Origin of the sequence: Thermococcus camini (assembly GCF_904067545.1) — an archaeon.
GTDB classification, from domain to species: Archaea; Methanobacteriota_B; Thermococci; order Thermococcales; family Thermococcaceae; genus Thermococcus; species Thermococcus camini.
In genome coordinates this window covers 1405182-1418226 of sequence record NZ_LR881183.1, presented here as the reverse complement: position 1 = coordinate 1418226, position 13045 = coordinate 1405182, and the positions used below count along the sequence as shown (strand labels likewise).

At 54.9% G+C, this 13045-nt stretch carries 19 protein-coding genes; 10 read left to right on the top strand and 9 right to left on the bottom strand.

Going from position 1 to position 13045, the window contains the following annotated elements:
* The first annotated feature begins 61 nt into the window (after positions 1-61).
* A complete protein-coding gene (locus TIRI35C_RS07655) occupies positions 62-1321 on the top strand; it encodes a DEAD/DEAH box helicase (RefSeq protein ID WP_188202381.1) in 1260 nt (419 codons plus the stop codon).
* Positions 1322-1573: 252 nt separating this feature from the next.
* Entirely contained in the window at positions 1574-1813 is a 240-nt protein-coding gene (locus TIRI35C_RS07650) for a hypothetical protein (RefSeq protein WP_188203133.1), read from the top strand.
* A gap of 3 nt (positions 1814-1816) precedes the next feature.
* Here TIRI35C_RS07650 and TIRI35C_RS07645 read toward each other — a convergent pair whose 3' ends face one another.
* Both TIRI35C_RS07645 and TIRI35C_RS07640 read right to left on the bottom strand, forming a co-directional pair.
* A complete protein-coding gene (locus TIRI35C_RS07645) occupies positions 1817-2578 on the bottom strand; it encodes a geranylgeranylglyceryl/heptaprenylglyceryl phosphate synthase (RefSeq protein ID WP_188202380.1) in 762 nt (253 codons plus the stop codon).
* On the bottom strand, positions 2575-3018 hold the full coding sequence (locus tag TIRI35C_RS07640) for a GIY-YIG nuclease family protein (protein WP_188202379.1): 444 nt from the start codon (positions 3016-3018) through the stop codon (positions 2575-2577). Before TIRI35C_RS07640 ends, TIRI35C_RS07645 begins: the two co-directional genes overlap by 4 nt.
* A gap of 61 nt (positions 3019-3079) precedes the next feature.
* On the opposite strand from TIRI35C_RS07640, the gene TIRI35C_RS07635 reads away from it, so the two are divergent.
* Positions 3080-3463: a DUF2095 family protein gene (locus TIRI35C_RS07635; RefSeq protein ID WP_188202378.1), complete on the top strand. Its 384-nt coding sequence runs from the start codon at positions 3080-3082 to the stop codon at positions 3461-3463.
* Positions 3464-3521: 58 nt separating this feature from the next.
* Here the strand turns inward: TIRI35C_RS07635 and TIRI35C_RS07630 are convergent, their stop codons facing one another.
* The 6 genes from TIRI35C_RS07630 to TIRI35C_RS07605 all read right to left on the bottom strand — a co-directional run bounded on the left by TIRI35C_RS07630 (position 3522) and on the right by TIRI35C_RS07605 (position 8895).
* On the bottom strand, positions 3522-5033 hold the full coding sequence (locus TIRI35C_RS07630; protein ID WP_188203132.1) for an AMP phosphorylase: 1512 nt from the start codon (positions 5031-5033) through the stop codon (positions 3522-3524).
* Between the two features lie 123 nt (positions 5034-5156).
* Positions 5157-5405, bottom strand: coding sequence for a hypothetical protein (locus tag TIRI35C_RS07625; RefSeq protein ID WP_188202377.1), 249 nt, complete (start codon positions 5403-5405; stop codon positions 5157-5159).
* Between the two features lie 89 nt (positions 5406-5494).
* Complete coding sequence (locus tag TIRI35C_RS07620; RefSeq protein ID WP_188203131.1) at positions 5495-5743, bottom strand: hypothetical protein; 249 nt, start codon at positions 5741-5743, stop codon at positions 5495-5497.
* Positions 5743-6522 carry a cell division ATPase MinD gene (minD, locus tag TIRI35C_RS07615; RefSeq protein WP_188202376.1) on the bottom strand — a complete coding sequence of 260 codons (780 nt, stop codon included), beginning with the start codon at positions 6520-6522 and terminating at the stop codon, positions 5743-5745. Before minD ends, TIRI35C_RS07620 begins: the two co-directional genes overlap by 1 nt.
* 174 nt (positions 6523-6696) lie before the next feature.
* On the bottom strand, positions 6697-7542 hold the full coding sequence (locus TIRI35C_RS07610) for a slipin family protein (RefSeq protein WP_014013630.1): 846 nt from the start codon (positions 7540-7542) through the stop codon (positions 6697-6699).
* Positions 7543-8895 (bottom strand): NfeD family protein, encoded by a 1353-nt coding sequence (locus TIRI35C_RS07605; protein ID WP_188202375.1) that lies wholly within the window; start codon positions 8893-8895, stop codon positions 7543-7545. It abuts the gene before it with no gap.
* Between the two features lie 91 nt (positions 8896-8986).
* Here TIRI35C_RS07605 and TIRI35C_RS07600 point away from each other — a divergent pair, with 91 nt between their 5' ends.
* From TIRI35C_RS07600 to TIRI35C_RS07570, 7 genes are all read left to right on the top strand, one after another.
* Entirely contained in the window at positions 8987-9286 is a 300-nt protein-coding gene (locus TIRI35C_RS07600) for a hypothetical protein (RefSeq protein WP_188202374.1), read from the top strand.
* Positions 9268-10125, top strand: a complete 858-nt coding sequence (locus TIRI35C_RS07595) for a DNA-3-methyladenine glycosylase family protein (RefSeq protein WP_188202373.1) — start codon at positions 9268-9270, stop codon at positions 10123-10125. Before TIRI35C_RS07600 ends, TIRI35C_RS07595 begins: the two co-directional genes overlap by 19 nt.
* 4 nt (positions 10126-10129) lie before the next feature.
* Entirely contained in the window at positions 10130-10297 is a 168-nt protein-coding gene (locus tag TIRI35C_RS07590; RefSeq protein WP_188202372.1) for a hypothetical protein, read from the top strand.
* 1 nt (position 10298) lies between these two features.
* Positions 10299-10502: a PIN domain-containing protein gene (locus TIRI35C_RS07585; RefSeq protein WP_246454720.1), complete on the top strand. Its 204-nt coding sequence runs from the start codon at positions 10299-10301 to the stop codon at positions 10500-10502.
* A complete protein-coding gene (locus TIRI35C_RS07580; RefSeq protein ID WP_343044039.1) occupies positions 10486-10815 on the top strand; it encodes a coiled-coil domain-containing protein in 330 nt (109 codons plus the stop codon). Before TIRI35C_RS07585 ends, TIRI35C_RS07580 begins: the two co-directional genes overlap by 17 nt.
* Before the next feature lie 33 nt (positions 10816-10848).
* Positions 10849-11247: a hypothetical protein gene (locus TIRI35C_RS07575; RefSeq protein ID WP_188202370.1), complete on the top strand. Its 399-nt coding sequence runs from the start codon at positions 10849-10851 to the stop codon at positions 11245-11247.
* A gap of 294 nt (positions 11248-11541) precedes the next feature.
* Positions 11542-12516: an N-acetylmuramoyl-L-alanine amidase gene (locus TIRI35C_RS07570; protein WP_188202369.1), complete on the top strand. Its 975-nt coding sequence runs from the start codon at positions 11542-11544 to the stop codon at positions 12514-12516.
* Here TIRI35C_RS07570 and TIRI35C_RS07565 read toward each other — a convergent pair.
* Positions 12507-13001 carry a type II toxin-antitoxin system VapC family toxin gene (locus TIRI35C_RS07565; RefSeq protein WP_188202368.1) on the bottom strand — a complete coding sequence of 165 codons (495 nt, stop codon included), beginning with the start codon at positions 12999-13001 and terminating at the stop codon, positions 12507-12509. The two genes, TIRI35C_RS07570 and TIRI35C_RS07565, sit on opposite strands and share 10 nt — an antisense overlap.
* Between the last annotated feature and the right edge of the window lie 44 nt (positions 13002-13045).

Genomic DNA, 13045 nt, shown 5'->3' with positions numbered 1-13045 from the left:
TTCTTCTCGACGCGTTCCGTTTGAGAAGGGATGCGTTTGAGTAACGTAAGGAGTTAGAAAAATGAGTTTTGAAAGCTTAGGCTTATCAGAGGCCACGTTAGTGGCTGTCAGGCAGAAGGGCTTCTCAAGTCCGACGGATATTCAGAGGGAGGTAATCCCGCGCCTTCTATCGGGCGACGTCGATATAATCGGCCAGTCCCAGACCGGAACGGGAAAGACTGCCGCCTTTGCGCTTCCAATAATCGAGGCCATCGATCCGAAGGTGAAGGCGGTTCAGGCGATAATACTGACGCCCACGAGGGAGCTTGCCCTTCAGGTCGCGGACGAGATAAAGAGCCTCCGCGGGAGGAAGAGGGTGTACGTTTACGCCGTTTACGGCGGCCAGCCGATAGGGCCTCAGATAAGGGCACTTGAGCGGGGGACCCATGTTGTAGTCGGAACCCCTGGAAGGGTTCTCGACCACATAAGGCGCGGAACCCTCGACCTGAGCTCCGTAAAGTTCTTCATCCTCGATGAGGCCGACAGGATGCTCGACATGGGATTCATAGACGACATAGAGGCGATTTTCAGGGAGACACCGAGAAAGAAGCGTGTGCTGATGTTCTCCGCCACGATGCCACTGGAGATAAAGAGGCTCGCGAGGCGCTACATGGGTGACTACGAGGTGGTAAGCGTCAGCAGCGACGAGCTCGTCCCTGAGATGGTGGATCAGGAGTACATAGAGGTCGTCCCGGCGAGGAAGCTCACGATGCTCAGGAAGATACTCGATGGCGCCGGGGACTTCTACGGCATAGTCTTCTGCGCCACCAAGAGGGAAACCAGGGAGCTCAGTGAGAAGCTCAGGAGGGCTGGCTACAGCGCCGAGGCTTTAAACGGGGATATGAGCCAGGCCGCGCGCGAGAGAACCTTCTGGCGCTTCAAGACCAAAAAAACCAGGGTTCTCGTTGCGACGGACGTCGCCGCCAGGGGCCTCGATGTGCAGGACATAAACTACGTCGTGAACTACTCCCTGCCAATGACGGCCGAGGACTACGTCCACAGGATAGGCAGAACTGGCAGGATGGGCAAGAAAGGAAGGGCGGTGACCTTCATAATGCCTGGCGAGTTCAGGAGGCTCCGCTACATCGCCCAGACTGCGGGCGTTGAGATACGCAAGTCCGAGCTGAGCGAGGAGATTCCACGCGAGTACCGCGAGAGGTATGAGAGGGAAAACCAGAGGAGCTACTCCCGGAACCCAAGACGCGGTAACGGCGGAAAACGGGGGAGGAGAAACTACTCGGGAGGCTATTCGAGAACCAACGGCTCCCGAGGAAAGTGGTGATTCCTTTTTCCTGTTATGAGTGTGCCCCCGGGGAGCGAAGGGAAATCATCGCTCGCCGAGGCGCTCATCCCCCGCGGTTTCCCGGGGGCATTTTCTGTTCTGCATGCAGAACTTAAACTTTATCCGTGGATGTTCCGCTCGCGTTGCCTCCAGGGTTATAACTGCCAGGACTATTTTTATACCCGCCCGATAATTCCCGTTCATGAAAAGGGTTATATAGGCCTTCTTTCATAAAATAGAGCGGTGATATGCATGCAAATTGTTGAACTCGACATAAAATTGCCCTACGAAGGAAGGGGAAAGATTCTGAGCCGTTTGTATGGCAAGGTTAAGGGCAGGATTCGCGACATTCACTTCTTCCCGCCCGATGCCGAGGGCATAAGCGAAATCAAGATGGAAGTGGTCGAGGACAACGCTCCAAAGCTTCTCTCCGACCTCAAAAAGATAGTCCGGAACGGAAAGATAACGTTCAAGGTTCTCTCCGAGGTCTGAGTCTCATCCCTTTATTCCCCTGTTCAGCTCCACCAGCTTTTCCCTGGCCTTCCCCAGAGAGCCAGCCTTTTCTATCGCGGTTCCTGTGACGATTATGTCGGCGCCGGCCCTCACAGCCGCCCGCGCCTGCTCCCCGGTTCTTATGCCGCCCCCGACTATGAGGGGAACGTCTATGACGCGCTTCACGAGCGCTATCATCTCGGGGGGAACGGGCTGTGGCGCCCCGCTTCCTGCCTCGAGGTACACCAGGCGCATTCCAAGGTACTGGCCCGCCAGGGCGTAGGCGGCGGCGATCTTGGGCTTGTGGCGCGGGATGGGCTTGGCATCGCCGACCCAGCCAACGGTCTCTCCAGGCTCGACTATGAGGTACGCCATTGGTATTGGCTCTATTCCATAGCGCTTGACGGTGAAGGCTCCCAGGGCCTGGGAGCCGGTTATGAAGAAGGGATTGGTCGAATTGAGCAGGCTCATGAAGAATATGGCATCGGCGTGTTTGCTTATCCCGCCGTGGGAGCCGGGGAACAGTATCGTCGGCAGGCTGGAGGATTTCTTTATCGCCCTCACAACGCCGTCGAGGACATCCCCCTCCGCCCCCGTCGAGCCGCCTATCATTATGGCATCTACCCCTATCTCCTCGCTCATCTCCGCTATCCTGGCGGCTTCCTCGGGCGTCACGTCATCGGGATCGAGGAGAACGAAGTGGAGCTTCTCATTTTTGAGCTTCTCGTGAATGTAGCTTTCGACCTTTCCGAGCTGTAGTCTCATTTTCTCTCACCGAACCCTATAACTTCCTCTCTGCTTTTAACCCTTTTCCACTCCAGCCCGAGTCCGCTTAGAATGGCAGTGAGAGCCCCATCGGGTTCCCCTTCGAAGCGGTAGAGGTTGGTGCTGACCCTGACGTCCCCCGCACCGAATCCCTCGACGGGCTCCCCGTACTTTGCCACCTCCAGCGAGAGCTTTTCCTCCAACCGCTCCTCACTGGGGATGAGGTACGCCCTCAAAAGCTCGGCCTCCTTCAGGAGGAAGTCTATATGCCAGTGGAACCTCTTGTTCTCGCTGAAATGCCGGGCAACGCGTTTTTCGAGGGAGTTCATCGCCGAGCCGACGTACACGTAGTGGCCCTTCCCTAGATGGAACTCCCGCCCCTTGGTTTTGATGGTTTTATCGTTCTCCAGCAGGACTACGAGGAGGTATGATCCTCTCATGGTGGGAGGATTCTACTCATCATTTATAAACCCCTGGCCCCAAACGAGTCTGGTGTGGAGAATGGACGAAAAGAAAAAGAGAGCTATGGACGACTTCGCCTGGCAGGAGTACGACAAAGAGGAGTTTGAACAGACCTTCCCTGCCCTTGCGAGGGAGCTCGAGGAGGAAGGGGTTTCAATAGACGCTTACAGAACCGATGAGAAGAAGGCCATCGACGAGGAGGAGATGAACTTCTCCGGCTACAATCCAACCGTCATAGATTTCCTCAGAAGATGCAGTACTGATGACGAGGCGCTTGAGATAATAAACTGGATGGAGGAGCGCGGTGAGATAACCCACGAGATGGCCAAGGAGCTCAGGATAACCCTGGTCGAGAAGGGAGTTAGGGCCTTTGGCTCCAAAAAAGAGTGGGGATGGTACGAGAGGCACAGGAAGCGGGGATAACACCGCTTTTCCGCCCTGCGATCTTTCATTAAATTTGAAAAGAAGAGAAAAGCACCGTTCAGATGTTGCCTATCCTCTGAAGGACCATCCCCTCTATTCTTATGGGTTCTGTTCTTCTTGCAAAGACTATCGCCTGGTCGAGCCTTGCCTCACTCTCCGCGTGGATTGTGAAGAGCGGATCGCCCTCCTTGACCTTCTCCCCAACCTTGACGTACAGCTCGATTCCCGCGCCTTTGTCCTCCGGCGCTCCGGCGGCCCTGGCTATTCCGGTGATGGCCTTGTTGTCTATGGCGGTGATGTAGCCGCTGGTCGGTGCGGTGAACGTGTAGGTCTTGTCGCCGACTGGTATTTCCTCCGGCTTAATGTCCGGGTTGCCTCCCTGCTCCTCTATTATCTCGCGCATCTTCTGGTAGGCCTTTCCGCTCTCAAGTATCTCGCGCGCCATCTTCTTGCCCATTCCGGAGGGTGCAACACCGCCCATTTCCAGGAGGACTCCAGCGAGCCCGGTGGCCTTCTCTATGAGGCTGCCCGGACCGGTGCCGGCCATAAGGGCCTGGAGCGCCTCCCTCGCCTCAAGGGCCGGGCCAACGGTGTGTCCAATCGGCTGTCCGCCGTAGGTTATGGCCACCTCGACGTACTGACCGAGCCTCTTACCCAGCTCAATGAAGTCCCTCGCCAGGGCCCTGGCCTGGTCCACACTCTCGACCTTGACACCCTTGCCGGTTGGAATGTCAATGAGAACGTACTGGCTGCCCATGGCGTACTTCTTTGACATTATGCTGGCCAGCATCAGACCGGTCGGGTCGATGCTGAGGGCGCGTTCCGATTTGATGGTTATATCGTCGGCCGGAGCGAGGTTAAGCGCTCCTCCCCATACCATACAGGCGCCTATTTTCTCCACGATGCGCTTTATCTCGTCGAGGGAGAAGCTGACGTCCGCAAAGACCTCCACGACGTCCGCCGTTCCGGCCGCGCTGGTTATTGCGCGGGAACTGGTCTTGGGGATGGTGAGGCCTGCGGCGGCAACGATAGGCACGACGAGGATGTTGGTCTTGTTGCCGGGGACGCCTCCAATGCTGTGGACATCCATTATTGGCTTTCTGTCTATGTCGAGCATATCGCCTGTCTCGGCCATGGCTATCGTCAGGGCGGCTATCTCGTCCATATCGAGGCCGTTTATCTCGAGTGAGGTGACGAATGAGCTTATCTCAATGTCGCGGAGCTTCCTGTCAACGATGTCCTTGATTATCGTCTCTATCTCCACCTTCCGGAGCTTTCCTCCGTTCATTTTCTTCTTTATGTAGCGGACGCTCTCGGGAGTGCTGCTCGGGATGACCGTGACCACCTCACCCTCCGAGAAGCTGTGGAGCTGAAGGACGTCCCTGCTTATTCCGATCTCCCCCTCCTTGACAAGACCGCTTATGACCACGCTGCCGTAAACCGTCTTCTTGCCGGCCTCAAGCTTTACAAGATCATCCGGGTGAAGCTTGGCTCTCATGGCCTCTTTCTCGTTTATGAAAACCGAGTACCTCCCGCTGTACACATCCAGTATCCTGACCTTTGCCTTCACTTCCATTCCCTCCTGTGAGTTTAGTTCCCGGTATTGTGCAGAAGAATACTTAAACCTTTTCAACTGATGTGCGGGAAAAACGTTCTTAAATAGGGGACTGGCCTTGCAGGATAAATGTAAAAATCATCTGCTGAGGCCGTGGAGCTGCTCTATAACTCCAGGGTACTCGCCCTTCATCTCGCCCGTTCTGAGAAGAACCGCAACTATGTCCCGCGCGATCTCCCTGACCGCGGGGGGCAGAAGTCCATCGCCCCTCAGGTAGTAGCTCACAACCTCGCTCAGGGGGGCGCTCACGAGTCTTCCCCTGAAGACCCGGACGGTCCCATCATCAACCTCGACTATCCTGTCTGGATAGCCGAGCCGGACCTTCATAATGACCCACCCCCATTTTAGAGTTAATAGAACAGACCTTTTAAAATTTAACGCCTCAAAAATGTTTAATAACAAAATGGTTAAAAATCTCAAAGGTTCCTGACTTCCTCGTCTATGGATTCTTCGAGGGTCTTCTCCCATTCCTCAACATCAAAGTCAACGAGCTCGCTCTCGAGATCCTCCTTGAGGCTTGAGACACGTCTCTTCAGAGCGCTCTTGGTCTCTTCGTCGTAGACGACGTAGTAGGGGTTGCTTTTGGCTGAGTAGTAGAGCATCAGCAGGATTATGTTGAGGATTATGAGGATGATCACGATTCCATACACGAGTGCGGTGGCCATCACTTCTTCCCCCCGAAGAGTGCTTTGAAGACCCTCTTAATGGGGCTCTCCGGCTCCGGTGCCTGCCACTTGATTCCCGCAAGTTTAGCCGCGAGCTGCTTAATGGCTATCGCCGACGGGCTGGTCGGGTTCTTGATTACCAGGGGAACACCGTAGGCGCTTGCTCTCTTTACCTCCGGGTCCTCAGGTATCATCGCGAGAACCGGAACCTCGAGGATGGCCTCAATCTCCTCCTGGGTGAGCTCGGTCTTCTCGTTGGTGACCCTGTTGAGTATGGCTCCGAGGGGAAGCGTTCCGAGCTTCTCAGCTATGAGCTTGGTTTTGAGGGAGTCCGTGATGGCGGATATCTCGGGGTTGGTAACGATTATGAGCTCCTTACCAATGAGGAGTGCTGTAACGGAGGTCATCTCGAGACCAGCGGGGGCATCGATGAGGACGAAGTCAGCCATCTGGCCTATCTCCCTGATGAGCTGCCTGAGCTTTTCCGGCTTGGCCTTCTTTATCTTCTCCAGGCTCAGTCCTCCCGGTATGACCTTGACTCCTGCTGGACCCTCGTAGATGGCGTCCTTGAGGTCCGCCTCGCCCGCAAGAACGTCGTGGAGAGTTATTGGGATGTCCTCCATTCCGAGGACGAGGCTCAGGTTCGCCATCGTGATGTCCGCGTCCAGCAGAATGACCTCCTTTCCAAACTGGGCCAGAGCAACACCCAGGTTTGCAACCGTCGTTGTTTTACCAGTTCCGCCTTTTCCAGATGCAAAAACAATTGAACGGCCTTCCAAAGTTAACACCTCCAGTGCAAAGCGGTAACCACCCTTTTTCTGTAATAATCCCTGGGGCCTTCGATTTTATACGGAGTATCCAGTTTGCGTGTATGAACTATGCAGGCAATGCTTTTATTTTTTGCGGTTCATCTAGAAACGCGGGAAAAAGATAGAAGAAAAACTATTCGTATTTCACTCCTCCCCGGCCTTTGCCCTGGCCTCGGCCTCCAGCTTCTCCTGGACCTCCTTTTCAAGCTTTACCCTGGCCATCTCCGCGGTGTCCGCCAGGCTCCTGAAGAGCTTGAGCATCTCCATCGGGAGCGGCAGGATGATCACGTTGCTCTTGTCGCTGGCAACATCGCTTATGGTCTGAAGCGTCCTGAGCTGAAGGGCCATCGGGTGCTGGGACACTATCTCAGCGGCGTCGCGGAGCTTCTCCGCTGCCTGGCGCTCTGCCTCCGCCAGGGTTATCCTTGCGCGCCTCTCACGCTCTGCCTCGGCCTGCCTTGCCATTGCCCTCTGCATTCCACTTGGCAGTTCTACGTCTTTTATCTCAACCGTGCTGACCTTTATTCCCCACGGATCCGTGGCCTCGTCGATGATCTTCTGAAGCTGAAGGTTAAGCTTCTCCCTTTCGCTCAGCAGCTCGTCGAGGTGTGCCTGACCGATGACGCTCCTCAGGGTCGTTTGGGCAATCTGGCTGGTGGCCATTATGTAGTTCGCCACCTGGGTAACCGCCTTGACGGGATCAACCACGCGGAAGTAAACGACAGCGTTGACCCTAACTGGAACGTTGTCCTTGGTTATGGTCTCCTGCACAGGCACGTCGAGGACGCGCGTACGGAGGTCCACTATGACAGCCTTCTCGAATATTGGGATGATGAAGAACAGTCCGGGACCCCTTGCTCCCACGACCCTACCGAGGCGGAATATAACCGCCCTCTCGTACTCCTTGACTATCTTTATTGCCGTCGCCAGTATAATCAAAACAAACAACAAAACAATTGAAATAACCACGGTACTTGCCGTTATGGCCATTCATTCTCCCTCCTTCACTCCCCCAACTTTTTCGACGATAAGGGTTAATCCCCTGACTTCAACAACTTTGGCCTTCTCCCCGACCGGAATTCTGCTCCCATCCCTGCTCTCCGCTTTCCAGAGCTCCCCATGAAGCTTGATGACGCCCTCAGGATCGACGTCTTCCACAACCTTCCCGACTTTTCCGATGAGCTCCTCTTTTCCAGCTTCGGGCTTTTTCCGGTGGGCTCTGACCACAGTGGCTGCACCGAAAAGGAAGAACAGTCCGAGCAGTATTGCCATGACCAGTATCGCTATGCGCAGTACTGAGTACGTCTCACTCGTCACCAGGTACTCACCCCCCGCTCCGGTTCCGCTGAAGAGCAGAATACCCCCTATGACGAAGGTCACGACCCCCGCAACTGTGAACAAGCCAAAGGTCGGCGTCAGTGCCTCGGCTATGAAGAATATCATCGCCAGGACTATGAGTATCAGGCCCGCGCTGCGGTATCCGAAGTAGCCCAGTCCGATGAGGCCGAGCACCAGGAGTATGGCCCCTATGGTTTCCGGCACGTGCCAGCCGGGGGTTAAAAAGCCGAATATCAGTCCTATGAAGCCTATGTTCAGAAGGAGGTAAGCTATGGTTGGGTCGGTTATGTACTTCACCACTGTGTCCCTGAAGGATGGTTCCAGGTAAACCACGTCTGCGTTTTTGATGTGCAGCACTACCTTCCCCTTGCCCTCGACCGGCATCTTTGTCTCCATGCCGTCGGCTTTCTGGAGGAGGTCGTCAAGGTCGGTCGCTATGACCTCAATGACCCCGTACTTCATGGCCTCCTCAGGGGTTACGCTCCTATCCTCGGTTATAAACTCCGCCGCGAGCGTCTCGTTTCTGCCGCTCATCCGGGCCAGCTCGCGGAGGTAGGCCACGTAGAAGTTCGTTATCTTTGGCGGTGCCTCCACTATGCTCCCGTTCTGACCGTAGCCGAGTATCGGCCTGCAGGCCCCTATCACCGTCCCCGGGGCCATGGCGATGAGGTGAGAACTCAGGGCGATGTACGTTCCCGCGGATGCGGCCATTCCGCCCGAGGGGTAGACGTAGATGATAACCGGGATTCTGGCGCTCTCAATCCGCGTTACTATCTCCTGCATTGCGTCGCCCCTGCCGCCGGGGGTGTTGAGCTCTATTATTATAGCTTCCGCGTTGTTCCTCTCCGCTTCGCTGATGTACCTGTCGAACTGGTCAACGGTGTATCCGGTTATCATGCCGTCTACCTTTGCGACATAGACCACCTTTTCCTGGCCGTGGACTGCCGGCTGGAAAAGCAAGACGAAAAGAAGAACGACTGCAACCATCGCGACCCTGGACTTCATGACTACCGCCTATACTAAATACCACCAAGGGGTTTAAATCTTTTGCCTGATTTCCAAAAGTGATTTATATGTTGTGCGGGAATTCGGCAACATGGGGCTGAAAACTCTGGCCAAGCTCTACCGCGTCGCCAGGGGTGATGAAAAGGTCGCGAGGGCCTGGGAGCTCGTCCGTGCGGCCGCCAGATACAGCCTGCGCGAACCCTACTGGGACTTCCTGAGAGAGAACTTCGAGGTTCGTGCGGAAGAGGTTAAAGACGCCCTCCGCTTCCTCGAAGAAACGGGAGAGCTCCAGATCAAACGCTCCATTGACGGTAAGAGACTTTACGTCTCGACCCTAAAGGATATAAGGAAGAACCCCGTTAGGCTCGACCGATGGCTGGGATTGACCTGAAGAAGACCACAGGCGAGATGATACGCAACGGCACGTGGAAGTTCGAAGACGGTGTTTTCTATCAAGCTTTTGAGAGCGGTATTGCCGGCTACGATGGAGGAAACTTCATTTTTCCCGACTCGTGGGGCAGAAGGGAACGAAAATCAGCGAAGGAAAAGCTGACCTTCATCCTCGGCCTCGATACGGACCTGGATTCCTTCTATGCCGCGATAATCGACTCCCCATTTTCCTTCCTGATTGACGAGTTCTACGGTCTGACCGTCCCCGCCGCGCCGAGCCCGTACCAGGCGCTGGTTGAGACAATAGCCCAGCAGCAGGTGAGCTTTGAGTTCGCCCAGAGAACTATCGCGAACCTCGTGAGGCTCGCGGGCAGGCAGGTGGGGGATTTACACGCGTTCCCCTCTCCGGAGAGGATAGCTTCCCTGAGTGAGGAGGAGCTGAAAAGGGCCAAGCTCGGCTATAGGGCGGGCTACATAAAGTCCCTGACGGAGCTTTATCTCGCCAAAAAGCTTAACCTCGAACTCTGGGACCGGGACGTTGAGGAGGCCATTAAGTACCTCACAAAGTTCCGGGGCATAGGAAAGTGGAGCGCCGAGCTCTTCCTCGCGTATGGCCTCAGAAAGAACGTCTATCCCGCTGGAGACCTCGGACTGAGGCGAGGCATCGCAAAGATCTTCGGGAAGAGGGTGAAGGAGGTAAACGAAAAGGACGTTCGCGAGGTAATCGAGCCCTACGGGAGGTGGAAGGGGCTTTTGGCCTTCTACGTCCTCTGCTACGACAGGAAGACCGAGATGGAGAGGAAGATTAAAATAAGGAACCGCCGAAAGAACTCACGGTGATGAGATGCTTGTGGATATGGAGACCCTCTCCTTCCTGATGGAGATGAGGAAAAGAAAACGAGCCAAGAGGGGCGCCGCTGAAAGAATGCTCGGGATACTGGAAGGAAAATTGCCCAAGGGAATGACCAGCGTGAAGCTAATCCGAAAGTTGAGGGAGGAGGAGTATGATTAGCTTGATAGACGCGTTCTCCTTTCAGTTAAACCTCGGCACCGACCCCTACGACTCGGTGGCACTTGCATCCGCATTGGCGGCACGCTGCGATGTACTCATAACGAGAGACGATGATTTTCGAAAGAAAGCGAAAGGGCAAATAACGATGATGACCCCTGAGGAGTTTCTCGAGTGGTTTTCAAAGAGTGATGAACATGAAGGTTGAGCTCATCCTTCCACGCGAGAGATTCAGATCCCTGAGAAGAAGGAACGTTAAGGTTCTCATCGAGGAGAGCCTTCCCCGTGTTGAGGATACCCTGAGGGCCGAGCGCGAGGAGGCCCTACTGGAGAGAATAGCCAAGCTGGAGGAGAAGCTCCACGAGATGGAGGGGGAGATTGAAGAGCTTAGAGAGTTCTACGAGAAGGCTTTGAGGGATAAGGAGCGCATGATGGCCGAACGCGACAGACTCAGGGTAGAAAACGCTGAACTGAGGAAGAGGGTCGAGGAGAAAAGGAGAGAACTTGAGAAAGTTCACTGATCGTGAACGAATTGTTCATGGAGTGTGAACGTAATGAAGCTCATCATCAAGCCGAACAAGGGCTTCGGGAAAATCGAGGTCGAGATAAACGAAGAACTGTGGGGGGAGATAGAGCGCCTCAGTGAGAGGTATGGCGTTTCCCCCGAAAGAATAATTGAGATTGCCCTGACCGGCGAGTTCCGTGAGCCGGAGGGAAACCTTGAGGAGCTTGAAAGAAAAGCACGGGAGCTTGAGGAAAAAACATGGGAGCTTGAGAAAACCTATGCTCCTCTCCGCTTCAAGGCCTACGGTCTTAGCGAGGACAACAAGGTACTCGCCATTGAGCTTTTGGGGTTAGTTGCCGAGAACAATCAACTAAAGAGGTTTCTGAGAATGAAGCCTGAGCGCAACCTCGAGCTGAGAAAGCTTATATCCTACTACCTCCAAGGTTGAACCGCGGATGATGACAGCGAATTGCACCGAGCGTTGTGATGACGAGGACTGGCCCTGACGCCGTCCTGGACGGGCCGTGACGATTCCAAGACGGGCTGAGCAATAGCGGTGACGTACCCTATGAGCGCCGAGCCCGTCCGGGACGCTAATCTGCCATTTCTAATTAAAGGCGTTCTATGTCCTTATTCATGCTCATTTTTGTCCATCAATGTCATGAACAGAACAATTCTGACAAATTTTATAAAGCTTGGAAAGAGATTTAGAAGTTAGTTTCGCTATCTGGGGGGGTATAATATGAGGAAAGCTGCCGTGGTTTTGGTTATAGTTCTGCTGGCACTCGCCATAGTCCCGGTCCCCACTTCCGCCTCGGGGACAGACTTAAGCGGCTACACCATCTGTGTCGATGCAGGACACGGCGGAACTGACCCGGGAGCGGTCGCCAACGGCGTTCAGGAGAAGGACATCAACCTTGCAATAGCCCTCAAAGTCGCTGAGGTCCTCCAAGATGACGGCGCGCGGGTTGTCCTCACCAGGGACGGTGACTACTTCGTCACCCTCTCCGGAAGGGTGCAGATAGCAAACTCCGCCGGTTGCGATATCTTCATCAGCATACACGCTAACTCCGGGCCGAGTTCCGCGAGCGGCTTTGAGGTCTACCATTACTACGGCTCGTACAGGGGCAGCCTCCTCGCGACCTACGTTGATGAGGAAATAGCCAAGGTGATCCCGCTCAACAACAGGGGCGTTAAGGAGGCCGGCTTCTACGTCCTCAAGTATACCTCCATGCCGGCAATACTCATCGAGACCGGCTTTGTGACGAACACCTACGACGTGAGGGTAATAACCGACGAGAACTACCAGTGGCGCTACGCTTACGCGATACTCCACGGGGTTCAGCGGTACTTCGGTGTTCCGGTTCACGACCCGGTTCCGACGGTTATGGGCATAAGGTTCGCCCAGCACGACGGCTACTTCAGGCTGGTGGTTGACCTCAGCAAGGCGGTTAGCTACCACACCTACTACACCTCCTATTCGAACGGCTACCATCTCGTTATCCAGCTTGATAACGCTAGGCTTTCGGACCTCGGCTGGCAGACCTACGGCAACTGGCAGTACACCTACACGGGTTCCTACATCGCCCCTGTGATATACGCCACCGAGAGCAGCGGCTACGTCTTCATCGTCGTTGAGCTGAACACTCCATACCTTCCATACAGGGACTTCACGCTGAGCGGCCCGGATAGAATAGTCGTCGATATCTACGGATGAAACCTCCTCTTTTTTCGTTTTCTCTTAGGTATCAGCCTCACTGGACTGCCGCAGTCAGGGCATGTTCCGCCGGGCGGTTCCTCCTTGAAGCGCTTCCCACAGCCAATGCAGACGTAGTTCCACCTGATTACGCGCTTTATCCCCCTCTTGAGGGTTTTAAACTCTATTCCTAAGGTCTTCGCTATGTTCTGGAGGTTGTAGTCGTCGGTGAAGAGAACCCCTTTAAGCTCGTAAGCCAGGGCAAGAACCTCAAGGTCTGCCTCGCTGAGTTCTCCAAGTTCTCCCGTCTTTTTGGCAGCTTCCATCACGGCTCTAATGCTTTCCCTCGACGGCTGGAGAACCCTAACCTTGCCGGCGCTGATTAAACCCTCAAGGAAAAGCCTTGACTCGGGATCCTTGACTTCATCGACGACCTTAGGAGTCGTAACGCCCTCCACATCGAACCCCTGAATGAAGACCGCCGCATCGATGACCTGAACCTTCATGACCTAAACTCGGAGAAACCCTTTTTTAGATTTCCGTCGAAACG